Annotated in this window: 25 protein-coding genes and 1 pseudogene; 7 read left to right on the top strand and 19 right to left on the bottom strand. The window is 27.7% G+C overall.

Annotated features, from left to right (window positions below):
- Positions 1-7 precede the first annotated feature (7 nt).
- The 3 genes from lptA to ALEK_RS10810 are packed head-to-tail and all read left to right on the top strand — an operon-like array spanning position 8 to position 1553.
- Positions 8-499: a lipopolysaccharide transport periplasmic protein LptA gene (gene lptA / locus ALEK_RS10820; RefSeq protein ID WP_228146242.1), complete on the top strand. Its 492-nt coding sequence runs from the start codon at positions 8-10 to the stop codon at positions 497-499.
- Positions 500-1111: a ribosome biogenesis GTP-binding protein YihA/YsxC gene (gene yihA, locus ALEK_RS10815; RefSeq protein ID WP_071625150.1), complete on the top strand. Its 612-nt coding sequence runs from the start codon at positions 500-502 to the stop codon at positions 1109-1111. It begins immediately after the preceding gene.
- Positions 1092-1553, top strand: a complete 462-nt coding sequence (locus ALEK_RS10810; RefSeq protein WP_071625151.1) for an N-acetyltransferase — start codon at positions 1092-1094, stop codon at positions 1551-1553. The genes yihA and ALEK_RS10810 overlap by 20 nt, the downstream gene beginning before the upstream one ends.
- Before the next feature lie 187 nt (positions 1554-1740).
- Here ALEK_RS10810 and ALEK_RS10805 read toward each other — a convergent pair whose 3' ends face one another.
- The 8 genes from ALEK_RS10805 to ALEK_RS10770 form a co-directional block, all read right to left on the bottom strand.
- The gene (locus tag ALEK_RS10805; protein ID WP_071625152.1) at positions 1741-2232 is read right to left on the bottom strand and encodes a redoxin domain-containing protein; all 492 of its coding nucleotides are present in this window, start codon (positions 2230-2232) and stop codon (positions 1741-1743) included.
- A 68-nt stretch (positions 2233-2300) separates the two neighbouring features.
- Complete coding sequence (locus tag ALEK_RS10800) at positions 2301-3041, bottom strand: metallophosphoesterase family protein (RefSeq protein WP_071625153.1); 741 nt, start codon at positions 3039-3041, stop codon at positions 2301-2303.
- A complete protein-coding gene (pepQ, locus tag ALEK_RS10795; protein WP_071625154.1) occupies positions 3019-4344 on the bottom strand; it encodes a Xaa-Pro dipeptidase in 1326 nt (441 codons plus the stop codon). Before pepQ ends, ALEK_RS10800 begins: the two co-directional genes overlap by 23 nt.
- A gap of 7 nt (positions 4345-4351) precedes the next feature.
- Entirely contained in the window at positions 4352-5143 is a 792-nt protein-coding gene (locus tag ALEK_RS10790; RefSeq protein WP_071625155.1) for an ABC transporter ATP-binding protein, read from the bottom strand.
- The gene (locus ALEK_RS10785) at positions 5140-6000 is read right to left on the bottom strand and encodes an ABC transporter ATP-binding protein (protein ID WP_071625156.1); all 861 of its coding nucleotides are present in this window, start codon (positions 5998-6000) and stop codon (positions 5140-5142) included. The genes ALEK_RS10790 and ALEK_RS10785 overlap by 4 nt, the downstream gene beginning before the upstream one ends.
- Positions 6000-6869, bottom strand: a complete 870-nt coding sequence (locus ALEK_RS10780) for an ABC transporter permease (protein ID WP_071625157.1) — start codon at positions 6867-6869, stop codon at positions 6000-6002. The genes ALEK_RS10785 and ALEK_RS10780 overlap by 1 nt, the downstream gene beginning before the upstream one ends.
- Entirely contained in the window at positions 6869-7873 is a 1005-nt protein-coding gene (locus ALEK_RS10775) for an ABC transporter permease (RefSeq protein ID WP_071625158.1), read from the bottom strand. The genes ALEK_RS10780 and ALEK_RS10775 overlap by 1 nt, the downstream gene beginning before the upstream one ends.
- Before the next feature lie 118 nt (positions 7874-7991).
- Positions 7992-9590 (bottom strand): ABC transporter substrate-binding protein, encoded by a 1599-nt coding sequence (locus tag ALEK_RS10770; protein ID WP_071625159.1) that lies wholly within the window; start codon positions 9588-9590, stop codon positions 7992-7994.
- Positions 9591-9706: 116 nt separating this feature from the next.
- Here ALEK_RS10770 and ALEK_RS10765 point away from each other — a divergent pair, with 116 nt between their 5' ends.
- The gene (locus ALEK_RS10765; RefSeq protein WP_071625160.1) at positions 9707-11491 is read left to right on the top strand and encodes a sensor histidine kinase; all 1785 of its coding nucleotides are present in this window, start codon (positions 9707-9709) and stop codon (positions 11489-11491) included.
- Between the two features lie 7 nt (positions 11492-11498).
- Positions 11499-12179 carry a response regulator transcription factor gene (locus tag ALEK_RS10760; RefSeq protein ID WP_071625161.1) on the top strand — a complete coding sequence of 227 codons (681 nt, stop codon included), beginning with the start codon at positions 11499-11501 and terminating at the stop codon, positions 12177-12179.
- Here the strand turns inward: ALEK_RS10760 and ALEK_RS17580 are convergent.
- The 6 genes and pseudogenes from ALEK_RS17580 to ALEK_RS10725 all read right to left on the bottom strand — a co-directional run bounded on the left by ALEK_RS17580 (position 12172) and on the right by ALEK_RS10725 (position 19925).
- Positions 12172-15414, bottom strand: a pseudogene (locus ALEK_RS17580) (efflux RND transporter permease subunit). The gene ALEK_RS10760 and the pseudogene ALEK_RS17580 sit on opposite strands and share 8 nt — an antisense overlap.
- Before the next feature lies 1 nt (position 15415).
- Complete coding sequence (locus ALEK_RS10745; RefSeq protein WP_306341346.1) at positions 15416-16180, bottom strand: efflux RND transporter periplasmic adaptor subunit; 765 nt, start codon at positions 16178-16180, stop codon at positions 15416-15418.
- 12 nt (positions 16181-16192) lie between these two features.
- Positions 16193-17554, bottom strand: coding sequence for a TolC family protein (locus ALEK_RS10740; RefSeq protein ID WP_071625164.1), 1362 nt, complete (start codon positions 17552-17554; stop codon positions 16193-16195).
- A 189-nt stretch (positions 17555-17743) separates the two neighbouring features.
- Complete coding sequence (locus ALEK_RS10735) at positions 17744-18166, bottom strand: FKBP-type peptidyl-prolyl cis-trans isomerase (RefSeq protein WP_071625165.1); 423 nt, start codon at positions 18164-18166, stop codon at positions 17744-17746.
- A 51-nt stretch (positions 18167-18217) separates the two neighbouring features.
- Positions 18218-18949: a flagellar type III secretion system pore protein FliP gene (gene fliP / locus ALEK_RS10730; protein WP_071625166.1), complete on the bottom strand. Its 732-nt coding sequence runs from the start codon at positions 18947-18949 to the stop codon at positions 18218-18220.
- Positions 18950-19031: 82 nt separating this feature from the next.
- The gene (locus ALEK_RS10725; protein ID WP_071625167.1) at positions 19032-19925 is read right to left on the bottom strand and encodes a nucleoside recognition protein; all 894 of its coding nucleotides are present in this window, start codon (positions 19923-19925) and stop codon (positions 19032-19034) included.
- Between the two features lie 116 nt (positions 19926-20041).
- Here ALEK_RS10725 and ALEK_RS10720 point away from each other — a divergent pair, with 116 nt between their 5' ends.
- Positions 20042-20836, top strand: a complete 795-nt coding sequence (locus tag ALEK_RS10720; protein WP_071625168.1) for an AraC family transcriptional regulator — start codon at positions 20042-20044, stop codon at positions 20834-20836.
- An 8-nt stretch (positions 20837-20844) separates the two neighbouring features.
- Here ALEK_RS10720 and mrdA read toward each other — a convergent pair whose 3' ends face one another.
- From mrdA to ALEK_RS17670, 5 genes are all read right to left on the bottom strand, one after another.
- On the bottom strand, positions 20845-22623 hold the full coding sequence (mrdA, locus tag ALEK_RS10715) for a penicillin-binding protein 2 (protein WP_071625169.1): 1779 nt from the start codon (positions 22621-22623) through the stop codon (positions 20845-20847).
- Positions 22620-23063, bottom strand: coding sequence for a hypothetical protein (locus ALEK_RS10710; protein WP_071625170.1), 444 nt, complete (start codon positions 23061-23063; stop codon positions 22620-22622). The genes mrdA and ALEK_RS10710 overlap by 4 nt, the downstream gene beginning before the upstream one ends.
- 57 nt (positions 23064-23120) lie before the next feature.
- On the bottom strand, positions 23121-23435 hold the full coding sequence (locus ALEK_RS10705) for an EscU/YscU/HrcU family type III secretion system export apparatus switch protein (protein WP_071625171.1): 315 nt from the start codon (positions 23433-23435) through the stop codon (positions 23121-23123).
- 1 nt (position 23436) lies between these two features.
- On the bottom strand, positions 23437-25482 hold the full coding sequence (locus ALEK_RS10700) for a flagellar hook-length control protein FliK (protein WP_071625172.1): 2046 nt from the start codon (positions 25480-25482) through the stop codon (positions 23437-23439).
- 140 nt (positions 25483-25622) lie between these two features.
- Positions 25623-25754, bottom strand: coding sequence for a hypothetical protein (locus tag ALEK_RS17670; RefSeq protein WP_265734106.1), 132 nt, complete (start codon positions 25752-25754; stop codon positions 25623-25625).
- Between the two features lie 211 nt (positions 25755-25965).
- On the opposite strand from ALEK_RS17670, the gene ALEK_RS10695 reads away from it, so the two are divergent.
- Complete coding sequence (locus ALEK_RS10695) at positions 25966-26724, top strand: M48 family metallopeptidase (protein ID WP_071625173.1); 759 nt, start codon at positions 25966-25968, stop codon at positions 26722-26724.
- The last annotated feature ends 38 nt before the right edge of the window (positions 26725-26762 follow it).

Here is a 26762-nt window from a genome sequence, read left to right as displayed (position 1 = left end):
GTTGATAATGAAATTTTTAGCTGGATTATTAGTATGTTCAACACTACTGTTTGCTCAAACACAAAAACTTGTAATTGATGCAGAACAGTTTGAGGCAAGTGATAACAAAGGGATTTCATCTTTTACAGGTAATGTAAAAATCAAAATGGGAAAAGATAAACTTAATGCAAATAAAGTAGATATTTATTTCGTAAGTCAAAAAGGAACTAATGTAAAAACTCCTTCAAAATATATTGCTACGGGTAATGTAGATTTTGAATTAGTAACAAAACTAAAACATTATATTGGAAAAGGAAATAAAATCATTTATTCTCCATCTAAACAAGAATATACTGTAATTGGTAACGGATTTTTACAAGAAAAAAATGATAATAGAAAAATCTATGGTGATAAAATCTATGTAAATCAACTAACTGGCGAAGCAAGAGTTAGTGGTAGTGAAGATAAACCAGTAAGATTTATTATTAATATACAACAGGGACAAGAGGGTAAAAAATAAATGAAAATAGTAGAAGCACAGTTTTTAACATCAGCGCAAAGTATAAGTGATTCACCAACTCCAGATAGAGCAGAAGTTGCTTTCTTAGGTAGAAGTAATGTTGGTAAATCATCACTGTTAAATACGCTTACAAATAGAAAAGGATTAGCAAAATCTTCTTCTACGCCTGGTAAAACTCAACTTATTAATTATTTTGAAATTAAATTTAAGACAGAGAGTGAAGAAGTACCTTATCTTTTCGCTAGATTTGTGGATTTACCAGGATTTGGATATGCAAGAGTTTCAAAAAGTTTAAAAGCTGCATGGAATAAAAACCTTACAGGATATTTAGAACAAAGACAAAACTTACAAGTATTTGTACATTTAATTGATGCTAGGCATATTGATTTAGCTGTTGATAAGAATGTTGATGAGTTTTTAAGAACTCATAAAAGAGGGGATCAAATCATTATTAATGCTTTTACAAAGATTGATAAATTAAAGCAAAATGATTTACAAAAATTAAAAAGAGCATATCCTGAAGGGATTTTTGTATCTAACCTTAAAAAAAGAGGTATGCAAGATCTTCAAGATGCTATAACAGGACATTTATTTGGAAATCACATTTCTTAAACCAGATGTATCTCATATTACGTTAATGCAAGAGTTAGTAAAAGAAGAAGTTGACAATGGAAACATTCTTTTACGAACAGAAGATGAAATGGCTAATACTATTAGATCATATACAGTAGTAGAAGTAGATGGTGTAATGGCTGGATTTACAGCCTTACATATTCACTCTGCAAGATTAGCAGAAGTTCGAAGTCTTGTAGTATCTAAAAAGTTTAGAGGATTAAAACTAGGACTAAAATTAGTACAAGCCTGTATCGACGAGGGAAGAGAATATAAATTAAAACAAATTTTATCTCTAACTTACGCAAAAAGTTTTTTTGAAACAGCAGGTTTTAGAATGATAGAAAAAGAAGAAATTCCTGAGCATAAGATTTGGGCAGATTGTATAAGATGTAAGCACTTTCCAATTTGTGATGAAATCGCAATGGTACACGATTTATAAATCATAAATCCATCTTTTTACAAATCTCTGCGTTAGAGCTAGAGATTTGTTAGCCACGTACTTCGTGTACGCTCCTCTCAAATATCTAACTCTTCCTTGAACTTTACAAAAATATGAATTTATTTTAGTTGTGCGGTACTTTCAACTATTTTGTAATAGTTTTTTAATTTGCTGATTTGTTTCTTATTTAACTAAAAAACATTCTCCAATAAAGCCCAAATGTAGACGTATAGCCAACTTCGCTAAAAGTCATGTTTTTATCTTTGTCATAAATAAATGTAGTAGGGTATGCTGAGATGTTGAATTGGCTTGCAAACTCTCCATCTAGATCATTTACTACTTTGAATGTTAGATTATTTTCCTCTAGGTATTTTTGTATCTCTTCTTTACTACCTGATTGAGAGGCTATTGTGATTACTTCATAGTCTTTTGATACTCTTTCTATATTTCCACCTTCTATTTTACATGTTGGACACCATGTTGCCCAGAAGTGTACTAATATTGGTTTATCATTTGGAACAGTATATGTACTATTATCTAGTAGTTTAAAAGTTTGTATGTTTAGTTTGTCTTTGTTTAAATCTTGTGATTTGAAGTAACTAACTATATTTAGTATTACTGTTAATATTATTAGAGTTTTTGCTATTTCTTTTGCATATTTTTTTACTTTGGGGTTCATTTCTTACCTTAGGTTTTTTATAAGTGTATTTATATTATTAATATTATCCAGAATATATAAAGTGATTGTTAATTAACTTTTCCAAACTCTAATGCATACATCCAATCTTTTCTATTATTCTTTTTTGCTTGTTTGATAGCTTTTTCTTTTTTATATGGAACTCTTATAAATTCTACTTTTATATCATCATCTTTTTTTTCTAATATTACATAAGAAGCATAAGAGTTGTGATTTTCTATTTTATGTTTTGGAATATCATCACTATAAGCTTGTAATCCAACAGAACCTGGATTTATTATGATTTGTCCATTTGATAGTTCAATCATTCTTGGAGTATGTGAATGTCCACATAAAATCACTTTTTGTTTTATATCTTTTATTAGTTCAAGAATTTCTTTTTCATCTCTTAATATATTTGTTTCATTCTCTATTTTTTCAAGTAAATATGTCAAGTCATCATTTGGTGTTCCATGACATAAAAATATATCATTTTTTAAGGTATGAGTTTTTGGATGAGTTTTCATCCACTCTAGTGTTTTTTGGCTAATATCATCAAGTATAAACTCTAAAGTAGGGTTAGATTTAATTTCATCTTCACTTGCATCAAATATTTGTCTATCTTGATTTCCACAAATATGTATGAATTTATGTTTAAGAAGTAGCTTGTATGTTTTATAGGGTTGTATAGGACCATAAAGAGTATCACCTAAGTTTATAAACTTATTGATATCTCTTTTTTTTGCGTCTTTTATGACAGCTTTTAGAGCATATACATTACTATGTATATCAGATAATATTGCTACTTTCATCAATTTCCTTGAAGTATGGTCTTGTTAGGTTAATGATTTGGTTTTCACCTACATAGATATTATCTTCTATTCTAACACCACCATATGGTTTTAATGCGTTAATATTATCCCAATTAAACTTTTTATTTCCCATATGTGGTCTTAGAAGTTGCTCTATTATATAAACCCCTGGTTCTATGGTAAATACATTTGAAACTTCTATATCTCGTCTTAGTCTTAAATATGGATGCTCTTTTGATCTCTCAATTACACTTCCATTTTCATCTGATATAAAATTCCCTACATCATGAACTTGAAGTCCTAGATAATGTCCTACTCCAGTTGGAGAGAATATTTTAGAATAACCTTGTTCGTATATCTCATCATAAGAAATATTCATTAGTTTAAAATCAACTAGTATTTGAGATACATCTTTATGCATTTGCTCTTGTAATTCTTCATAATTCATACCGATTTTAATCTTTGATATTATGTTTAAATTACATTTATCAACTGCTTGAATTAAAGCTTTAAATTCATCATGTCCATCTTTTACAAAGGTTCTAGTAATATCTGAATGATAACCATTACAAGAAGCTCCCGCATCTAATAAAAATGATTTTGAATCTATCTTTTTAGTACTATAATCCATATAATGTAAAATTGCAGAATTCTCATCGTAAGCTACAATATTTGGATATGGAACTTCACTCTCTTTAAAAGCAATTGCTTCAAGATATTTAAGATGAGATTGTAATTCACTATTTCCATCTAAAAAAGATTGGTGAGCTGCTTTATGTGCATATGATGCTAATTCATTTGCTTTTCTAATAGATGATACTTCATATTCACTTTTATAACTTCTGTTAAAATGAATAAAGTCTAATACTTTTTTATCATTAAAAGATTTAAAGTGAAGTTTTTCAAACCTCTTAGTATCTTCACCTAAAAAGGCAGTTTTACTTAAATTTGTAGATAAGTTATCAAATATCTTATTTATATCTTTATAGTATGTAATATCAAAAAACTCAATCCAAAACCCTTCTATATCTTTTGGCTGAGAATGCCAATAGTCTTCTTGTCTAAATAAAACTAGTTTTGGTTTTTCACCTGATTTATAAATAATCAAAGAGTTTGGATAGTCCAAAATAGGAGCAAAATATTTGAAGTTAAAATAGGCTTTAAAAGGATACGTATTGTCATCTAAATGAACAGTTTTTATCTCACCTGAATATAAAACAACTTCATCATATTGGTATTTATTCATTAGTCTATCAAAAGTATTTAATACCTTTGATAGATGTTTTTTATATAAGTCTTTCATGGAAATCCTATAGTGTTGGAATTGCACTTAATAGTTTTTTTGTATAATCAGCTTTTGGGTTTTCAAACAGTTCATCTACAGTTGAAAGTTCTACTACATCACCAAAGTACATTACCATTATTCTATCTGAGATATGTTCAACTACCCCTAAATCGTGAGAGATAAATACATAAGTTAAGTCAAATTCTTCTTGTAAATCTAAAAGAAGATTAAGTACTTGTGCTTGAATAGATACATCTAAAGCAGATACTGGCTCATCACAAACAATAACTTCAGGATTTAATACTAATGCTCTAGCAATTCCGATTCTTTGTCTCTGACCTCCTGAAAACTGATGCGGGTATCTATCATACCAATCGTTTTCTAAACCAACTCTTTTCATAATTTCATATACTTTTGTCTCAATCTCTTTTTTAGATAAATCAGTATTTAAAAGCAATGGTTCTGCAATAATTTTTCCAACAGTCCATCTAGGATTTAAAGAAGAGTAGGGATCTTGGAAAATAATTTGTACTTTCTTTCTATACTCTTTCCACTCTTGAGCATTAAAAGTAGAAATATCTTTTCCTCTAAAGAAGATTTTTCCAGATGTAGGTTCTTCAATATTTAAAAGCATTTTAGCAGTTGTAGATTTTCCACAACCACTTTCACCAACAATTGAGTATGTCTCCCCATGATTTACATGGAAGTTGATTTTATTTACTGCTTTTATAACTTGAGGGTCTTTGAAAAGTCCTCTTGAAATTGTATATGTTTTTTCTAAGTCTTTTATTTCAAATACTGTTTCTTGGGTACTCATCTGATTTCCTTTGGAAAGTCTAGATAGTTTACATTTTCATCAACTGTATCTAATCTAGATTTTCTTTTTACTTTTCCTGGTCTTGGAATTGAGTTTAATAATGCTTTTGTATATGGATGTCTTGGGTTATCAAACAACTCTTTTACGCTTGCTTGCTCAACTACATTTCCTTTGTACATAACTACTACTTCATCTGCCATTTGAGCAACTACACCTAAATCATGTGTTATAAATAAAATAGAAGTTCCCTTTTTTGCTTTAAGTTCATTCATAAGCTCTAATACTTGAGCTTGAATAGTAACATCAAGGGCAGTTGTTGGCTCATCAGCAATTAAAAGTTTTGGTTCACATGCCATTGCCATTGCAATCATAACTCTTTGTCTTTGACCTCCACTTAGTTTAAATGGATATTCATTGTATTTATCAGCAGCTAAGGGAATACCAACTTCTTCAAATAGTTCAATAACTCTTTGTTTTCTTTGAGTTTTATTTAGTTCTTTTTGGTGAAGTCTAAGTACTTCGTCAATTTGGTATCCTACTGTATATGATGGGTTTAGAGATGTCATAGGTTCTTGAAAAATCATAGCAATATCTTTTCCTCGAATATTTCTCATCGTAGATTCATTTAGTTTTAATAAATCTTCCCCTTCAAATATAATCTCACCTTCAGTTACACGTCCAGGTTCTTCTACTAATCCCATAATAGAAAGTGATGTCATTGATTTTCCAGAACCACTCTCTCCTACGATACATAATGTTTTTCCCTTTTCAATATGAAAATCAATACCATTTACAGCCGTATTAACTCCCTTATCTGAAAAGAATTGTGTTTTTAATTTTTTAACTTCTAATAACATTATCTATCCTTCATCTTTGGATCTAATACATCCATTAATCCATCACCTACAAGGTTGAATCCCATTACAGTTAAGAAAATAGCAATTCCTGGGAAAACAATCATCCAAGATGCAGTTGTAATAAACTGTAATGAATCAGCAAGCATTGCTCCCCATTCTGGTGTTGGTGGTTGAGCTCCAAGTCCTAGGAATGAAAGACCAGCAGCTTCTAAAACAGCAGATGCAAACCCCATTGTTGCTTGAACAATAATAGGAGTAGTACAGTTAGGTAAAATTACTTTTGAAATAAGTCTAAAGTTTCCAGAACCATTGATTCTACTTGCTACTACATACTCTTTTTCTTTTTCAGCTAATACGGATGCTCTTACAATTCTTGCAAATGTTGGAACGCCAACAATACCAATTGCAATCATGGCATTCATCAAATCAGGTCCTAAAATAGATACAATTACAATTGCTAATAAAATAGCAGGAATAGAAAGCATAATATCAACAACTCTCATGATGATAATATCAACTTTTCCTCCAAAGTATCCAGCACATGCACCCATAATTAAACCAAAGAATAGTGAGATACCAACAGATACAACACCAATCATAAGAGAGATTCTAGCTCCATAAATAATTCTTGAAAGTAAATCTCTACCAAAATCATCAGTTCCTAAAATATGTGCAAAACTGCCACCCTCAGCCCAAAATGGAGGTATAAGTCTATTTTCTAAATTTTGAATAAGTGGATCATAAGGAGCTAAAACTGGTGCTAAAAGTGCACACAAAATTAAGATAGCTACAATATATAATCCAATTAAAGCAGATTTATTTTTTCTGAATTGTTTATAAAATTCTAATACTTTATTCTCACTCGTCATTATGAAAGCCTTATTTTTGGATTTACTACAGCATATAATACGTCAACAATTAAATTTACGATTACAAACATAGAAGCAATAATTAATGTAGTAGATTGAATAATAGGGAAATCTCTTTGATTTACTGCATTTACAAGCCATTTACCAATTCCCGGCCATGAAAATGTAGTTTCAGTCAAAATAGCTCCCGCAAATAAAGTTCCTACCATTAGCCCAATTACTGTTAATACTGGAAGTAGAGCATTTTTAAGTGCATGAACCATAATAACTTGAGTTTTTGTACAGCCTTTTGCTTTTGCTGTTCTTACATACTCTTCTTTTAAAACTTCAATCATAGATGCTCTTGTCATTCTTGCAATAATTGCCATAGGGATAGTTCCTAATGCAATAGCAGGTAAAATTAGATGTTTGAATGCATCCCAAAATGCTTCATAATCATCCATTAAAATAGAATCAATTAAAAACAATCCAGTTACTTCATCAATATCAAATTCATATCCTAATCGACCAGAAACTGGAAGCCAACCTAACTCAACTGAGAAGAAGTAAATTAACATCAAACCTAACCAAAACACTGGCATTGAAACACCAGCAAGTGCAGTTGACATTGCTGCGTAATCAAAGATAGAGTATCTTTTTACAGCAGAAATAATTCCAGCAAATAATCCTGCAATTACTGCAAAGAACATTGCAAATAAAGCTAATTCAACAGTTGCAGGAAATCTTTCCATAAATTCATCAAGTACAGGTTCCCCTGAAGTTGTTGACATTCCAAAGTCACCTTGCACAGCATTTGTTACAAACATAAAGTATTGTTCAATTAACGGCTTATTTAATCCCATTTGTTCTCTTAGTGCATCAACACTTTCTTTACTTGCATGCTCACCTAACATAACAAGTGCAGGATCTCCTGGTGCCATGTGCACCATTGAGAATACTAATAGTGAAACTCCAAGTAATGTTGGAATTGCCCATAATAATCTTTTAATAATATAACTTAACAATAAATCTCCTTTTTTAGGCACTTATAAAATAAAAATATAATTGAAAACGATTTTTATTTTATAAGTGCTTTTTAGACAAAAAAATAGGTAGAAGTTTCCTCCTACCTATTTAATATAATTATTTCGAAATCCAAACTTCTTTAAATCTTCTTTTCCCTACTGGGTCAATTTTAAATCCGTTTACTTTCTTTAACATTGGAACAACAACAATTGAGTGTGCAACTGGTTTCCATGCTGCTTCTTCTTCAAAAATTGCTTGTGCTTTTTCATACATAGCAGTTCTTTTAGATACATCTGTTATTTCTTTTGCTTGGTCAATTAATGCTGTGAATTCATCATTTTTCCAGAAAGCTCTGTTTTGAGATGGTTTTTTCATTGCAGCGTGTTTACCTAATAATACGTTTAAGAAGTTATCTGGATCACCATTGTCACCAGTCCATCCTAATAAAACCATATCATGCTCACCATTAGATGATTTTTTTAGGTAAGTTCCCCAGTCATAAGATACAATTTTTACTTTGATTCCTACTTTTGCTAAATCAGCTTGCATAGCTTCCGCTACTTTTCTACCATTTGGATTATATGGACGAGCTACTGGCATTGCCCAGATATTAGTTTCGAATCCATTTTCAAGTCCTGCTTGTTTTAATAACTCTTTTGCTTTTTCTGGACTGTACTCATAACCTTTTAGGTTTTTGTTGTATGACCACATTGTTGGAGGAATTGGATTAGTTGCTACTTTTCCTAAACCTTCATAAACAGAATCAACAATACCTTGCATATTAATTGCATGTGAAATTGCTTGTCTTACAAGTTTATTATCAAATGGTTTTCTCTCTTGGTTAAATGCTAAAAACCCAACATTTAAACCTTCTTGTTTAACTAATTTAATACCTTTGTTATTATCTAATGTTTGTACTTCAGCAGGATTTGGGAAATCCATTACATGAATAGAACCAGCTTTTAATTCAGCAGCTCTTACAGCATTGTTAGTGATAACTTTGAAGATTAATTTATTTAAATAAGGTCTTCCATTCCAGTAATTTTTATTTGCAGTATAAATGATTTTGTCATCTTTAACCCATTTTTTAAATACAAATGGACCAGTTCCAACAGGTTTTCTACCTAAATCATTTTGTTTACCTTTTTTTGCAAGAGCTTCTGCATAATCAGCAGATAAGATCATTGAAAATTCCATTGCTAGATTAGCAATAAAAGGAGCTTCTTTTTTCTTTAATGTAATTTTTACAGTGTGTTTGTCTACAGCAATTACATCTTTTACAATGTTTGACATATCCATTGCTGCCCAGTATTTGAATGCCCCACCAACTTTATTGTATGGATGGTTTTTATCAAATTGTCTTTTAAGTGAGAAAACAACATCTTTTGATGTAAATTCTGACTTTTGTTTGAAGAATTTAGTTTTTGAGAAATATACACCTTTTCTTAAGTTAAATGTATATGTTAAACCATCTTCTGAGATATCCCATGAAGTTGCTAGTGCTGGCTCAATTTGTGTAGAACCGTATTTAAATTGTACCAAATTGTCATAAATAGCAGAGGCTGCATAAAAGCTCTCTCCATCTGTTGCATGACTTGGATCCATTGAAGTTGAATCACCACTTCTACCAAATACTAAAGTTCCACCTACTTGTGGAGTCTGTGCGAATAGTACTGAAGATACTAGAACAAACATTGCTAGTAATATTTTTTTCATTAATTCTCTCCTTAAAATTTTAATCATCAAAATTGTAGCATACAGGGGTGAGCAAAAAGTAGGTACTTTTCACACCTTTAATTTGGAATTTAAAAAATATAATGATAGAATAATTTATGTTTAACCAAAAAAATATACCAAAACTTATTATTATATCCCCCATAATTGCTATCTTTTTGATTACTTTTTTTACAAGTTATTTATTTGTTACTACACAATATAATTACTTTGAAGATGAAACAAAAAGAATAGAAAAAGAGTTTTTTCAAGATAAGAAAAATCTTTTAAAAGAAGAAATTACAAGAGTTTATAACTATTTACAACATCAAGAATCTATCTATACTAATAATGCAAATGAAAAGGTTATTAAAAGAACTTATGTTTTAAGTTATAGATTAAATCAGTTGTATCAAGATTTAAACAAAGATGAAAAGATATTAAAAAATATTGTAAATTCAAAAATATCTGATACAAACTATTTCTTTGCATATGATATTAAAAATAAACAAATCATTCAGCCTTTAAATAAAGATATTAAAAAAGAGTTCAAAAATGATGAAAAGTTTTTTGAGAATTATCTTTTTTCAGAAGAGGGTAAATTAATACCTTTTAATAAAAGTAATAAAATTGTATTTATAAAATACTTACCAAAAGTAGATTGGATTATAGGGAATATTGAAGATATTTCAAATGATATTTCATTTATAAAAGATGTTTCAAAAAAATATATGTCTTCTTTAAAGTTCGATAATACTGGTTCTATATGGTTATATGATGGAATTAATAAATCTAAAGAAGAAAAAGAAATCCTTAACTTTCTTGATAAAATTAAAGATATTGAAGATGGTATGTTTATTGATTATAAAGATGAACATAATGATATTGATAAATTAGGGTTTTCTAAATATTTTGAGAAATGGGATTGGGTTATAGGTGCTAGTTTAAATGTGGATGAAATTCAAAAATCTATTAGATCTAAAAAAGCTGATTTAAGTAATAGAGTTGAAGAGTATATATCTTTAATTATATATATTTCATTAGGTGTTATGTTTGTAATTACAATTTTATTTATTATGATTTCAAGTAAAATATCTAAGACTTTTAAACAGTATCAAAAAAATGAAGAAGATCAAAAAGATGAATTAAAGAAGCTAAATAATTCTTTAGAATTGAAAGTTCAAAATGCAATAAAAGATATTCAATATAAAGAGCGAGCTATGTTACACCAGTCAAGACTAGCTAGACTTGGAACAATGTTATCTATGATTTCACACCAATGGCGACAGCCTTTATCTGAGGTCTCTAGTATTATAATGGAGCTTGAAACAGCAACAAGATTTGATAAAGTAGATAAAACTCTTATTTTAGATTGTACTAATGATGCTGATAGATTATTGTCTTATATGTCCGATACAATTGATGATTTTAGAACTTTTTTTAAACCTGATAAAGAAAAAATAGAGTTTTCAATAAAAGATGCTTGTAATAATAGTATTGGTTTAATTTGTTCATCTTATGAAGCCTTGGGAATTACTCTAAGAAAAAATCTTAATGAGGATTATATTGTATTTGGTTATCAAAGGGAGTTTTCACAAGTTATTTTGAATTTACTAATAAATGCTAAAGATATATTTGAAGAGAGAAAGACTAATAAACCAGAAGTTTTTTTAGAGTTAAAAAAAGAAAATGATAAAAATGTTGTAATAATAAGTGATAATGCAGGTGGTATTGATTTAGAAAATATTGATATTATATTTGAACCTTATTTTTCTACAAAAAACAGTAGTAAAGCATCTGGAATGGGGCTTTATATGTCAAAAATGATTATTGAAAATAATATGAATGGTAAACTAGAAGTTCATAATAAAAACAATGGTGCAGAATTTAAAATTATAATGTAGGTATAAAGTGGAAGATAAATTATTAGATGAATTAAAAAAACTATCAATTTTATGTGTTGAAGATGAAAAAGGTATTAGAAAAAGAGTGATTAATACTCTAAAGTATTACTTTGATGATATCTATGAAGCCTCAAGTGGGGAAGAAGCATATGAGATTTATAAAGATATTAATCCTGATATTATATTTACTGATATTCAAATGAATAACGGTAATGGTATTGAGCTTGTTAAAAAAATTAGAAATGAAGATAGTTATGTAAAAATTGTTGTATTAACTGCTCACTCAACAGAAGAGTATTTATTTAGTTTAATTAATTTTAATATCAATCATTTTATAGTAAAACCTTTAAATACGAAGAAACTACAAGAAGTATTAAATAAGATAATAAAAGAAAAATTTAGCTCCTTACTTGAAATATCTGATGGAGTACTTCTCGATTTATCCACAAGAGAAGTGAAGTTTGATGGAAAGAGTGTTTTAGTTAGAAGAAGAGAACGTGATTTCTTAGCTCTATTATTTGAAAATAAAAATCAATGTATTACCACTTATAATCAAATAGAAGAGCGAATTTGGGAAAATTCTCATATGAGTACAAGTGCTTTAAAGACTTTTATTAAAGAGTTACGAAAAAAACTTGAGATAGATATTATTGTTAATATCCCTCAAGAAGGCTATAGCCTTAAATAATCTTTCGTAAATGGTTTTTGATAATCACTGGAACAAAAAACATTGATACAACATATGAGATTAGAGTACCACCAATTAGTGCAACTCCTAGTCCTCCAAATACTGCATCAGTAGCTAGTAATGATGAAGCGAATACCATTGTAAGAACTGTTAGAATAATTGGTTTTGATCGTGTTGCTGTAGCTTTTGCTATTGCTTCATTGATACTTAGTTTTTCTTCTTGTACTAATTGTTTTGAGAAATCAATAATAAGTGTTGAGTTTCGTGAATTAATACCAATTAGACCAATAAATCCAATCAAGGATGTAGCTGTTAAATAAAAAGTATCATAAGTAAATATATCCATAATAACATGAGCAAATATAACTCCAATAATAGATACAAAACTAGATAATACAATACCTCCTGATAGGGCAAAACTTTTATAATACATTACCATTAAAAAGAATATTAAAACTAATGCAATAATAAATGCCCCACCTAAATCTCTAAATGTATCTAGGGTTACTTTTAATTCTCCATCAAATATTAAATCAAATCTCTCCTTTGTTTTTTTATTCACAAATGATAGGTTTAACATATCTGTTTTTATTACCTCATAATCTTTAGCAAATCTTTCTATCATTTCTGCTCTTGCATCAAGTAATGGATAGATTTGGCTATCTTTATTTGTTTCTGCAATTACATTAATCATTTGATTTAAATTTTTAGATGTTATTGTGGGTTCTTTGATTACCTCTTTTATATTTACAAAAGCTGATAAACTTACCATATAACCTCTATTATTCATTAGTTTTAATGTTTGTAATTTGTTTTGTAATGATTCTTTTGTACTAGTTTCTAATAATCTTGAATCATCAAGTCTTAAAAATATTGGAATTTGATTTTCTGCTTGATTTTCATTTACAACAGAAATTTCCATTCCTTCATATGCTAGATATAAAATATTTTTTATTTGTTCCAAACTAACACCACTTTTGATGATTTTGTTGTTATCTAGTTCTAGTTCGTATTTAATATAATCCTTACTAGCCATTACATCAATATCTACAAGTGTTGCTCTTTCTTTTAAAACTTGTGCAATTTTATATGAGAAATCTCTTCTATTTTGGAAGTTCTTTCCTCCATAAATTTCAGCAACAATAGAAGCTAATACAGGAGGACCAGCTGGAAGCTCAATAAACTTGATATTTGCATCATACATTGAACAATGTGACTTAATAGGAGCTCGAAGTGTTGAAACTAGGTTATAACTAGTTATATCTCTATCTTCTGCTTTTTTGATGTTTATCATCATCTCTGCTTGCCATTGTTTGTCTTTTAAAGCACTTTGTTTTACAAGTGCTGCAAAATCTAGGGGTTGACCTTCACTTAAAAATACAGATATATTTGTGATATTTTCATTTTTTTGAAGTTCATTTGAAATACATCTTGTTACTTTTTTTGTATGTTTTATGCTATATCCATCTTTTAGTTTTACATAGATTGAGAAAGTATCTGAATCTTTTCCTGGAAGCATTTTTGCTTTAACAATATTAGTGGGAAAAGTAGCAATACTTAAAATAAATAAAATTAATGTAATAGCATAAACCATTAATGATTTTGATTTACACTCTAGTATGTTATAAATAAATTGTTCTAATTTCATAATTCAATAATCCTATAAAAATTTTCTAATTAAATACGGTGTAAAGGCGTAAGCCACAAATAAAGACATAACTAATGATATTGGTACAAATACAGGAAGAGGGTGCATAAATTGCCCCATCATACCACCTACAAAGAACATAGGAATAAATGTCATGATAATAGCGATGGTTGCAATATTAGTGGCATTTCCTATCTCATTTGTTGCATTAATAGAAATCACTGTAATATCTGAATGTTTTGAGAACTTTCTATGTCTATGAATATTCTCAATTACAATAATAGCAGCATCAACAAGCATTCCAAGACTTACAAGAAGTGCAAAAAGCGTTATTCGATTTATTGTTTCATCTATTAAAAATCCAGTAAATAAAGTCAATGATAAAATCATAGGAACGGTAAGAGATACAATCATAGCTTCTTTAAAACCTAAAGTGAAAATTAATAAGATTGCAATAATTCCTATTGAAATAAGTAAGTTTTGAACTAATGAGTTTACCGCATTATTAGCGGTATATCCATCATCTCTAGTGATAGTATAAGCTATATGTTTATTTAATAATTCATCTTTTATGGAATCCATATATTCAAATACTCGTTCATTAATTACAACAGAGTTAGCACCTTTTAGTTTAGATACCATCATTGTTACTTGTTCTATTTCTTCATATTTTCCATCAGTGTTTTTTTGATATAAAATTGCTTCTTTTTTATTTTGAATATCCCAAGATCTCTGCACTGTTGCAATATCTTTTAGATATATAGCAACTCCACTTGTATATGAAACTATAATATTTTCAATATCTTTTGCTGATTGAATAGCGTGTTTTACTCCAAATACTAATATCTCACCACTTTTTGTTTGACCTTCAATATTTGGAGTTTTATATGATAGGGCTTTTACTTGTGTCATTACTTGTGCTAGAGATAGATTATATGCAGAGATTTTATTTGAATCTACTAAGATATTATATTGCTCTTTCTTTTCACCTTTTAAATCAATCAAAGCAACATTATCTATTTTATTAATCTCTCTTGTAATTTTGTTTACTTCTTTGTAAAGTTTGGTTTGAGATATAACATTTCCATTTTTATCTTTTTTAGCGTAAAAAGCAATAGTAGCTACTGGTATATCTGTATCAATATCCATAGTTTTAATAATAGGTTGCATTGCACCTTTTGGCATTAAATCCATATTTCTCATTACTTGGTCATAAAGCTTTAGATTTGAGTCTTCTTTATCTTGTCCAATGTAATATTGAGCTTGAACAATACCAACAGAGTCTTTGGCAAAAGAGTATATATGTTCAACTCCTTTGATTTCTTTTATTTTTTTCTCCAGTGGTTCTATGATTACTTTTTGTATTTCACTAGGTTTTGCTCCTGGCATTGCAACGATCACAGCTCCTCCACTTACTTTAATTTGTGGATTTTCTTCTCTTGGCATTAAAATCAAAGAAATATATCCAAGGGCTAAAATAAAAAATATTGAAATTGCAGTTAGAGGATGGTTTATAAAACCAAGTGATAATCTACCTGCAATATTTAAATCTTTGTTTATATTTTGGGAGAACTCTTTTTCATTCATATTATTTCTCTTCTTCTAATAACAAGTATAGTTTTGAGTACATTCCTGGATATACTTTTTTATCTTGTGCATTAAATGAGATTTTAAGAGTAAATGAGTGAGTCATAGAGTTGATATTAGGAATAATAGCTGATACTTTACCTAAAGTTTTTAATTTAATAGATGGAATATTTACTTTTACTTCTTGACCAAGTTTTACACTATTTAGATTATTCTCTGATATTTCTGTTTTGATTTTTAGGCTTCCTAAATCAGATAAAATAAGTGCAGGTACACTTGGCAATGCCATTTCTCCGGCTTTTATTGATTTTTTGATAATTAGACCATTATTTGGAGCTTTAATTTTTGAATAGTCATATAAAGCGTTAACTTCTTTTAGTTTTGCTTTTGCAATTGAAATCATATTTTTTACATTTAGCAAATTTAATTCTAGTTGTTCCACATCATATTTTGGTACTAAATCTTGGGCATATAATCTTTTGTATCTATTGTAGTTTGTCTGAATATTATCTAGTTTATTTTGTTGAATCTCAAGATTTAATAGGGCTTCTTGTTTTTTTGAATCTATGCTTGATGAATCAATTTCATATAATAATTGACCTTTTTTTACAAAAGAACCTTCAACAACATATACGTTTTTGATAAACCCCATATTTCTACTTGTAATTACTTTTTCATTATCCGAAATTACTGTTCCTGATAATTCGATTTCATTACCTTGTGCGAATAAAAATAGTGTTAATATTAATAGTATTTTTCTTATCATTTTATTTTGCCTTTATTTATTATAAATTGTATTAGAGAAATCAACACCTAATACTGTTGCTACTTTTGCAAGAGCAAGCGAGCTTTCAAACTTTGCTACAATTAATTCTGCTTCATTTTTTCTAAGATTTGCTTCTTGTTCTAATAAGTTTGTCATTGCTATTAGTTGGTTTTTGTACATAAGTGTAGATTGGTCAAAAACTTCTTGGGCTAAATCTTTTGCAAGTTTTTTTTCTTTTAGGATTTTTTCTTTAGATTTTAAATCTAGTAGTGCTTTATCTAAGTCAAGTTTGATAGCATCTTTTAAATGTTCATAATTTAAAATAGCTTTTTGAAATTGAATTTTACTTTTTTGCTTTTTAATACTTCTTGTATTATCAAAAAGTGTATAGTTTAATCCAATCATTGCCATATAGTAGTCTTTGTCATCCTCTAGAGTTAATCTATCATCATTAAAACCATATTCAAGATGAGAATAAACACTTGGATAATATTCACTATTACTGATGTTAATATTTTTTTCTATAGCTTTTTTATTAAACTTTTGCATTTTTAATTCATCTCTATTTTTGTAAGCTCTTTCATAAACATTATCTAAATTAGAAATATCACAATAAATATATTTTAATTCACTTACATCTTTAATATCATCTTTTGAAGTTAAGAATTTAAGATATGCAATTGCTAGATCAAATCTATTTTGTGCATCAATAAGTTTTGTATTTGTATTAAGCTCATAAACTTTTGCTTGTTTAACATCGATTTTTGTTACAAGTCCTTCTTTATGAAAAGCATTGGCTGATTTAACTACATAAGATATTGCTTCTTTTGCTTTTTTAACAGCTTTAATAAACTCTTTTGAAACTACTGCTGCATTGTAAGCTTTTAGAACTTCATATGAGAGTTGTTTTTTATTTAGAGTATATTTTACTTCTGTAGCTTTTTGTTGTAGTTTTAATATCTCTTTTTGATTTGAGATTTTAAAGCCTGTAAATATAGGCAAATTATAAGCTAATTTAGTATTAAAATTATTTCTATCTTCTGGATAATTAAGATTATTTGGTTCAACTTTTAAACTAGAACTTCCTTTAAAATCTCCTGCCCCAAAGTCATTGAATGATGCTTCTCTTGAAGATAGTTTAGAATTAAAAACATGCCCTGCATGGTTTGTTCTACTCATTTCTTCTGTAAAAGTTAATTTACCATAGTTAATAGCACTGATTTCTTTTATATTTAATTTTGATATTTCTATATTTAGTTTTTGATTTTTTAATTCTTTGTTATTGTTTATTGTTAAATCTAATACTTCTGCGAAGTTTACAGTTTGTGAATAAAGTGCAGTAAACAATAATAAAGATAAGAAAATTTTATACATAAATTTCTCCATCCATTACATTATGGTGGATTATACTTAAAAATATTGAATTTTGTTTAAAAATTAGTGGTATTTATTATAAAAAAAAGTTATATATCCTGTGCTTATAAAAATAATAATTAGTAGTTATTTAAAAGAAATATTTAGCATTATGAATTGCTAAATTATAGCAATTCATAAGGGAATTGATTATATTAATGAATCAATTTTGATTTTGTATTCGATATCTTTTCCAGCTAATGGATGGTTTAAATCAATAGTAACAGTAGTAGCAGTAATTTCTTTTACTGTAAATTGAATAGGTTGTCCATCTTCATCTTCACCTTGAACTTGCATTCCAATTTTTAAATCTGCAATATCATCAAATTGTGCTAATGGTAAAGTTTGTACAGCATTTTCATCATATTCTCCATATGCCTCAGCAGCAGGAACTAAAATCTCAGCAGCTTCTCCTGCTTTCATATTTACAATTCTTTTCTCTAAGCCTGGAATAAGCTGTCCTACTCCATAGTTAAACTCAAAAGGTTTTTTACTTCTACTCCCATCAACAACAACGCCGTCAATTTTTACTTCGAATAATATTTTTACAGTTTGATTTATTTCAATAGCCATAAAGGCTCCTTTATTTTATATAATATTTTGTATTTTTTTGTTTTAAAATCATCACTTAAAAGATTGTGCTAGGTTACCAATAATTAACTGCCAACCATCAATTACAATAAAGAATATGATTTTAATAGGTAAGGATATCATAACAGGAGGTAACATCATCATCCCTAGGGACATCAGAATGGACGCAACAATAATATCAATTACCAAGAAGGGTAAAAAGATTAAGAATCCAATTTCAAATGCTGTTCTTAGCTCACTTACAATAAAAGCTGGCATAAGAAGTGTAAGTGCTACATCTTCAACATTTTTTGGATTTGGTTCTTTTTTAATACGATAAAATAGTGCAAGATCAGATTCTCTTGTATTTTTTATCATAAAGTTTTTGAAAGGAGCGGCACCTTTTTCAAAGGCTTCCTCATATCCTATCTGCTCATCCATATAGGGTTTAACACCTTCTTCCCATGATTTCTTTGCATAAGGTTCCATAATGAATATTGTCAAAATTAAACCAAGTGAAATAACAATCTGAGTAGGTGGAGTTTGTTGTAAACCCATAGCCTGTCTTAAAAGTGAAAATACAATAATGATTCTTGTAAATGACGTAACCATCAATAATAATGATGGTGCAAGTACAAGTAATGCAAGAATAATAGCAATATTAATTGTTTTAACAAATTGTGCTGGTTCTTCAAGTGCTGCAACAGATAAATTAACTATTGGCAAGTCACCTTCAGCCGCAAATAATGAGATCGAAAAAATTAATAAACTAAGTAGTAGTTTCAAAGGCCGTCCTATGGAAAATTGAAAATTATAATATCTAAAGATTGATTAAAAGATATATAAACTAAACTTTAAGACTTTATGCTTAACTACTAGTACTTAGTAAATTATTTTTACTTCTTTTATATATAAACAGTAATAAATAAGAAATTACTATTGCAGCAAGTGTTCTTATTAGTATAACCATAGTGAAATCCGCTCCAAATATTACAAAAAGTAAAGTATCTTCAATAATTGCATGACAAATCATTAAAAATGTACCAATATAAAAAACATCATTTTCTTTTATTCTTCCACTTTGTACTTCACTTATTAAAATTCCTGCTCCATAAGTGATTCCTAAAAAAATACCAACAGTTAAAGAAAAACCTTTACTTACATTTTTCTTTGATTCTTTTATAAAATTTCTTGTTTTAATAAAGTCCATAATAAAAATTAGAAGCGTTATTAAGATGATAATTTTTAAACTTAATATTATTGAATTAAATAAAGAATTATATAAAAGTTCACTAATTGATGAATAAACATCATTTGAGTAATTAGACTTTGTTATGCTTGAGCTAAACCATGAACTTGGCATTAAAAATGTTATAACTCCTAGTACAAATCCTGCAATAATTCTTAAAGAGTAGGAATATAGATTTGATAAACCAATTTTTTTCATTATCACACTTTCTACTACTAGGGAATGACAAACTCCAAGAAATACTGCAAGAATACTCCATTGATGAATAGATAAATCAAGTGGTGCAGCAAATGCAATTGCTGCATATAAATTTAGAAAGATACCACTAATAATTGCAAGTGATGCTTCAGCTGGCAATCCCATTAGCGTTGTTAATGGTTCAACTAAAAAAGAGAAGTTCGATAACACATTGTAATAAAATAATACATCAGCAAGGATATAAATAGCTATTACTAGTTTTAGTATTATCCAAATGCTTTTTAGAGATGTTTGAATTGTTTGTTTATAATTCATATAAAAACCTTATGATTTTTTAGAATAATATCAAATTATATTTTGTGAGTATAGTAAAAAACTGACTTTTATATATTTGATTTTTTCTGTTATACTTTTGCAACAGAAAGAAGAAAATGAAAAAAATATATGATAATAATGGTGATATTTTTGCTGAGTTAAATCACGGTAAAAAATACTTTTTGGATTACTCAAAACACTCTCATGAAACTTTAGCTTTAAGTATTCTAGGTTCAGGTGAAATAGACGCAGAGTTTCATTCTAAAGATTCACAAGTGTTAATTCCTAATAAAATAGTAATATTTAACCCAAATGAAGTGCATAGAACAAAAAGTAGAAAGAAAGAAAATGTAGACTATTTTACCTTGCACTTAGATGTAAAGTGGTGTAAAAGTATTCAGAATGAAGAGAATTTTATATATCTTCAAAATTTAATTGAAGATGAAATTATATACAAGGAACTTCTAAAAATATTCAAATCAATAATTAATACAGATTCAAAAGTTAATATAAATAGATTAAAAACTATTTTAGAAAAAATATTAAAAGAGTATATGTGTTTTGATAATAAGAGTAATGAAAGTGAAGATGAACATATTATTTTTAAAGAAGTTGAAAAATATATTCAAAATAATCTTTGTAATGCTATTACACTATCAGATATATCAAAAGCTATAGGTTATAATGAATTTTATATTATTAGAGTATTTAAGAAGAAATTTGGATTAACACCCCATGCTTTTTTAATCAATAAAAGAATTGAAAAAGCACGACAAGAATTAACTCAAAATAGGGATATTAATTTATCACAGTTATCCTGTGATGTAGGGTTTTATGATCAAAGTCATTTTAGTAAAGTCTTTAAAAGAGTTTTTGCAAAAACTCCAAATAATTATAAAAATGAGAAATAAAACTTATCTTATTTAGGGTCTTTTATATAACCTAATTCATATAACTTATCATAAATCTTACTAACCATTCCACCAGCAGCACTTCCTCCATGCCCTCCATGTTCAACTAAGGCAGTTACAACATATTGTGGATTTTTATAAGGACCATAAGTAGTAAGCCAAGCGTGTGATCTTTGATAGTATTTAAGTTCACTCTCTTTCATTCTTACTTTTTCAGTCTGTGGAATAGAAACAACCTGCGCAGTTCCTGTTTTTCCTGCTATTTCAACTTTTGATTTGATATAGTGTGTTGCTGTACCTTTTTTATGATGAGTAACGTCATACATTCCTTTTCTCATAATATCTAAGTGCTTTTTTGGAAAATTTAGTTCTTTTGGTTCTTCATAATTTTCTTCATTAAAATATGGTTTAGGAATTTTTCCTGTAGCTAAATAAGCTGTATACCTAGCCATTTGCATAGGAGTTACAAGCATATTACCTTGTCCAATTGATGTAATTACAGTTTCACCTACATACCATGGTTGTTTATATCTTCTTTGTTTCCATTGTTTATTAGGATTAACCCCAACAAATTCATTAACTTGATCAATTCCTGTTAATTGTCCAAAGCCAAATTGGTCTAAAGTAGTTGAAATTTTATTAATTCCAATTCTAAGACTTCCTTTATAGAAAAAGTCATCACAACTTTCTCTAATGGCTTTTCTAAAACCAACTATCCCATGTCCACCATGTTTCCAACATCTAAAGTTTCTATTTCCAATTTTAATAAATCCAGAATCATTAACTGTATAGTTTTCTTCAATTCCATTTTCTAAAAATGATAAACCAACACCCATTTTAATAATTGATCCAGGAGGATATAAACCATTAATTAATTTATTTGTAAAAGGATGATTAAAATCATTTCTCATAATATCCCATTCTTTTACAGAAATACCACGAGCAAAGATATTATTATCAAATTCAGGGAAAGAAGCTGCTGATAATAACTCCCCAGTTTTTGCATTCATTACAATAACTGCTCCACCTTTTTCTTTAAAATTCTCTTGAATAAATTTTTGAAGTTCGATATCTAGAGAGATTTTAATATCATTATTTGAAGATGGTTCTTTTACATTTAAAACTTCAATCTCTTTATTTAGGGCATTAACTTTTACATCTTTGTAACCCATTTCCCCTTGAAGTTTTTGATTATAATACTTCTCTAAACCATTTTTACCAATGATTCCATTGTATGATGATAGTTTATTTTTTAAAATATCTAATTTCGAAGCTTTTCCAACATATCCAATAATATGTGATGCAGTTTTATTATAAGGATAAAATCGTTTAACTGCTGATTCTACTTTAATATTATCTTGTGATGCAAAAAGTGTATATTTTGAGAAGAATTCATCATATGGAATATAATCAACTACTTTTACAAAATCATGATTATATGGAGAATCTTTTTTTCTATAGTTTTTTATTAGTTTTTTTTGTTTTAATTTTGGAAAATGTTTATTAATAAAATCTGTTGCATCTATTAATTGTTGTTTTCTTTTGTATGAACGTAAATGTGGTTTTATTAAAATAGAAAATCCCATTTCATTTACAGCAAGTTTTCTTCCTTTTCTATCTTCAATAATACCCCGAATTGGCATTTTATTGATTCTACTAATATAATTTTGTTTTGATAATTCTTCATAATAAGTATTTGATTTTATACTCAAAAAATATACTCTAGCAAGTAGAGTAACCATAATAACTAATATAAAAATAAATATGAAATTTAATCGTATTTTCACAGTAAAGTTCCTAAGAATATTAAATCAATTAGTATATTTAGAACTATTGCTTTTGCTACTGTTTCATTTATATCTGTACTAAGAGACCATATTATAGTAACTCCAATATAAAATATTATGATATATAAATAATTGTTAAGTGAGCTAAAAGATACAGTTCTACTTATTTTAGGTAGAACAAATATGTATAAGAATAGTGATAATAAACTAAGTGATAATGGTTTGAATCCAGAATTAACTTCTATAAATAGAAAAGTTAATATTACAAAAAAAAGTGAATATAAATATTTCTTTTTCAAACAAATATAAAAAGCTATGAATAAAATACCACTTAACATAATTAATAAAAAATGTATTGATGCAATTGTATTTAGAATAATTGCAATTAATAAAAAAGTAAATAAAAAAAGTGGGTTTTCTAAGTTATTACGTTCAGTCATGGGATACTTTTGGATTATATTTATGGGGATTATATTATAAAAAATCTTATATAACTATCAAATTCTATTCTCTTTTTCTTCTTCTAGTCTTTCATCAATTTCTTTGCCTTTTTCAGCCATATCATATATAAACGAAAATATTTCTGCAACTGCTTTATACATACTTGCTGGGATCTCTTTATCTAAATCTAATTGAGATAATAACTCAACTAAATCTTCATCTTTTTTAATAGGAATTTTATTGTCTTTTGCAATTTTTATTATATTTCCAGCTGTATTACCTTTTCCTTTAGCAACAATTTTAGGAGCACCATCAGATTTTATATCATATTTTAGTGCCGCAGCTTTTTGTATGAAATCATCTTTTTCCATTTTAAACCCTAATATCTACATTTGTCCCAGAATTATTATCATAGGGATTTGTATATGTTTGAACTTTTTTTTCTTCAAGTGTCTTCTCTTCTTCCTCTTTTAAATCTAATATTTTAATATTTATTGGTATTAAATCTACATTGTTTAATGCTTGTTTTAATTTTTGAATATTTTTACTAAGGTCTAATTTGAAATGTTCTCTTTGGGCGTGAATTGTCAAGTCTAGTTTATTTGTATCATATAGTGATAACATCAAATCAACTTTCCCATAATCTTTTAGATTTAGATTTATTTGGCAATAAAACTTATCTTCATCAGTTTTTTTCATTTCAATTGAACCATCTTCTAACATATCCCAAAAAAATGGCACATACACATAATTTGAATTTGAAGTAAGAGATAATAGCTGATGATAATCAATTTGCATTAACATTTTATCAACTTGTTTAAACATCTCTTGGGATTTTACATCTGTTTTATTAGCTAGTTCTTCTTGCATTTGAAGTAATACAGTTTTCATATCATTTGATAAAGGATTTGCTTCATTTTTATTTGCTTGTGGATTTAAACCTTGATTATTTGTATATGTTTGTATTGCTTCTTTAACACTTGTTTCAATTTTGTCAACAATATTCATTATTTGATTTTGAATACTTGCATTATTTCCACTATTTGGGCTACTAGCTGTCGTGCTAAGATTTGTAATATTCTCTTTAAGACTTAGTATTAAAGTATTTAAATTATTAGCAAAATTGTTTGAGAAATTATTAGAAAGATTTGTATTTGGCATATTTTGGGATTGAGTGGTAATAGGTGCTTCAATTTTTGTAAAAATATTTTGAATATTTTCTAGTTTTGAAATAATTTGTAAAGAACTTTTAGAATCAATTTTTGTTAAGTTTTGTAATTCACTTTTTAAATTGGCAAGATTCTCTTTTAGTTGTGTTGTTACAGTGTTTTTTCCATTTGTTATATTTACAAAGTTTTGTGTCTTACTCTCTAAATTACTTATGCTTTCACTTATGTTTTTTAGATTTAATACTAAATTAGAGATGTTTTGACTTTGTGTAGAAGCTTGTTTTATCTCATTTGAGTTTAATAAATTGTTTAATAAATTTTTCGGTTCAATAAGTTTCTCATTTTTTGTAAATAAATCATTAGACTTTAGTAAATTATCAATTTGATTTAATATATTTTTTGCAGGAGATGAGTCTTTATTTGTAATTACTTCATTTTTAATTTGAGTTAATAACTCTTTAGTTTGAGTATTTATTTGTTCTTTTGCTGTATTTATCTGAGGATTAGTATTTTGTTTTATATTGGAATTTTCTAATTTAGATTCAACTAGTGAGCCTTGGCTTGCCATGGATTTTAATTGATTTGTTAAATTAGAAAGATTTTTTGTCTCAGGGTTCTCTAGATTTTTTGATACATTTTGAAGTAATGAAACTAAACTTTTCATATTTTCAGTGCTTTTATTGTTGTTTGTATTTGTCTGAGAACTTTTATCTTCAACTATTTTATTAATTAATTCATTAATTTGTTTTGCAGCAGGTGTATCAATATTTTTAATTATATTTTGTATTTGATTTAATAGTTTTTCAATATTCTTAGGAATATTTCCTTCTTTAATATTTGCATTTGCTATTTTTGATTCTAGAAAGACACCTGATTTTCCTAATTGTTCTTTTAGTGTTTTTTCATCCAAATTTTTAATATCTTTAAAAAAACTCTCTAATGCTGGTTTAAACTTTTGCAAATTACTTTGGGAATCTAATTGATTTAGTACTGTAACTAAGGATTTAGAAAAAGAGCCTAAGTCTTTGAATAGATTAGGGTTTTTTAGAATATTTTCAATATTTGAGTTTGATTTTGTACCATTTTTTATATCATTAAATAAGTTTTTTAATATATCATTTACAGATGTTGATTTATTTTTTACCATGTCTTGAAGAGTCTTTGAATCGGCGTCTTTAAGTGCCTCTTTAAGAACTTTATTATCATTTGGTAATAGGATATTTAATAAGTTATTGTTTGATACTAACATGTATTAGTATAACATAATAATAAGATTAACAAAAAAGGGAAGATTCTATTCTTTCCCCTTTTAAAAAATTTTGCTTAACATTTCATTTATTCTTTATTTTGAAAAGTTTTTATTATCATCATTTCTATTAAGCAGATATATTAAATATCTCTTTCATAGAATGTATCATTAAAGTGTGTTGAATCTAAATTTGTTGTACCTGATCCGCCTGCACACCCAGCTATTGCTACTGCTATTGCTAAACTTGCAATTATATATTTTAAAGTTTTCATAATAGATCCTTTATATTTAGTTTGAATTAACTCTTTATAAATGAAATGTTAAAGAACTTTTTATTTCTAAAGGTATTGTAACGCCTTAGTGTTTACTGTTTGTGTATAAATTGTGTAGGAATCATTTAGTTTGTTATAAACTTATAGGTAGTTATATATATACAAAATATGCTATACTAACATAGTACTAATTAATGATAAAGGAGATAATATGAAAGGTACAGCATATTGTATTATACTTGGAATGATTATCACAGGGTGTTCGAAGCATCAAACACCTATTACAAAACGAGATCAAATGATGCTTTTATCTAAAGCAGATGAAATGAGTATTGGAGACAAAGAGTACAAACGTTTATTAAGTTGTACAACACTATGTAAAGATACTGAGAAAAAGAAAGCTATTGATAGAGTTGGGAAAAAACTAATAAGTGTAGTAAAGAACTCTCATATTAAAAAATGGGAATTTATATTAGTTGAAAAAGACAGTATTAATGCTGCTTGTTTACCTAATGGAAAGGTTTTTATTAATAGTGGTGTTTTTAAAGTTGCAAAAAATGATGATCAATTAGCAACTATCCTTGCCCATGAAATGTCTCATGCCTTAGCAAGACATGGAGGTGCAAGAATTAGCCGTAACAAAGTAGTCAATGGAGCTGGTATTGGTGGAGGACTAGCAATAGCTGTACTTAATCCACTTTTAATTATCCCTTATATTGGTTTATATCAAGCTACAACTGAGAAGTTAGTTACAACACCTCATAATAGACTTGAAGAAAAAGAAGCAGATGAAATTGGTTTAAACTTGATGAAAAAAGCAGGTTATGATTTAAAACAAAGTATTGCTTTTTGGGAAAATATGAAAACCGTTAATAAACATAAAGGTAAAACTCATACAAAAACTCATTTAAGTTATGATGAAAGAATTAAAGATTTACAAAAAGTAATAACAAAAATGCAAAGTATTTAAGGCAAAAAAAGTTATTAATAAATAGTAAACAATTTTTC

Source organism: Poseidonibacter lekithochrous, assembly GCF_013283835.1.
Classification (GTDB): domain Bacteria; phylum Campylobacterota; class Campylobacteria; order Campylobacterales; family Arcobacteraceae; genus Poseidonibacter; species Poseidonibacter lekithochrous.
This window is presented reverse-complemented; position numbering and strand designations above follow the sequence as displayed.

Coding starts and splice junctions, on each gene's coding strand:
- lptA (WP_228146242.1), top strand. CDS start 8: ATGAAATTTTTAGCTGGATTATTAGTATGTTCAACACTACTGTTTGCT.
- yihA (WP_071625150.1), top strand. CDS start 500: ATGAAAATAGTAGAAGCACAGTTTTTAACATCAGCGCAAAGTATAAGT.
- ALEK_RS10805 (WP_071625152.1), bottom strand. CDS start 2,232: ATGAACCCCAAAGTAAAAAAATATGCAAAAGAAATAGCAAAAACTCTA.
- ALEK_RS10800 (WP_071625153.1), bottom strand. CDS start 3,041: ATGAAAGTAGCAATATTATCTGATATACATAGTAATGTATATGCTCTA.
- pepQ (WP_071625154.1), bottom strand. CDS start 4,344: ATGAAAGACTTATATAAAAAACATCTATCAAAGGTATTAAATACTTTT.
- ALEK_RS10790 (WP_071625155.1), bottom strand. CDS start 5,143: ATGAGTACCCAAGAAACAGTATTTGAAATAAAAGACTTAGAAAAAACA.
- ALEK_RS10785 (WP_071625156.1), bottom strand. CDS start 6,000: ATGTTATTAGAAGTTAAAAAATTAAAAACACAATTCTTTTCAGATAAG.
- ALEK_RS10780 (WP_071625157.1), bottom strand. CDS start 6,869: ATGACGAGTGAGAATAAAGTATTAGAATTTTATAAACAATTCAGAAAA.
- ALEK_RS10770 (WP_071625159.1), bottom strand. CDS start 9,590: ATGAAAAAAATATTACTAGCAATGTTTGTTCTAGTATCTTCAGTACTA.
- ALEK_RS10765 (WP_071625160.1), top strand. CDS start 9,707: ATGTTTAACCAAAAAAATATACCAAAACTTATTATTATATCCCCCATA.
- ALEK_RS10745 (WP_306341346.1), bottom strand. CDS start 16,180: ATGATAAGAAAAATACTATTAATATTAACACTATTTTTATTCGCACAA.
- ALEK_RS10740 (WP_071625164.1), bottom strand. CDS start 17,554: ATGTATAAAATTTTCTTATCTTTATTATTGTTTACTGCACTTTATTCA.
- ALEK_RS10735 (WP_071625165.1), bottom strand. CDS start 18,166: ATGGCTATTGAAATAAATCAAACTGTAAAAATATTATTCGAAGTAAAA.
- ALEK_RS10725 (WP_071625167.1), bottom strand. CDS start 19,925: ATGAATTATAAACAAACAATTCAAACATCTCTAAAAAGCATTTGGATA.
- ALEK_RS10720 (WP_071625168.1), top strand. CDS start 20,042: ATGAAAAAAATATATGATAATAATGGTGATATTTTTGCTGAGTTAAAT.
- ALEK_RS10710 (WP_071625170.1), bottom strand. CDS start 23,063: ATGACTGAACGTAATAACTTAGAAAACCCACTTTTTTTATTTACTTTT.
- ALEK_RS10705 (WP_071625171.1), bottom strand. CDS start 23,435: ATGGAAAAAGATGATTTCATACAAAAAGCTGCGGCACTAAAATATGAT.
- ALEK_RS10700 (WP_071625172.1), bottom strand. CDS start 25,482: ATGTTAGTATCAAACAATAACTTATTAAATATCCTATTACCAAATGAT.
- ALEK_RS17670 (WP_265734106.1), bottom strand. CDS start 25,754: ATGAAAACTTTAAAATATATAATTGCAAGTTTAGCAATAGCAGTAGCA.
- ALEK_RS10695 (WP_071625173.1), top strand. CDS start 25,966: ATGAAAGGTACAGCATATTGTATTATACTTGGAATGATTATCACAGGG.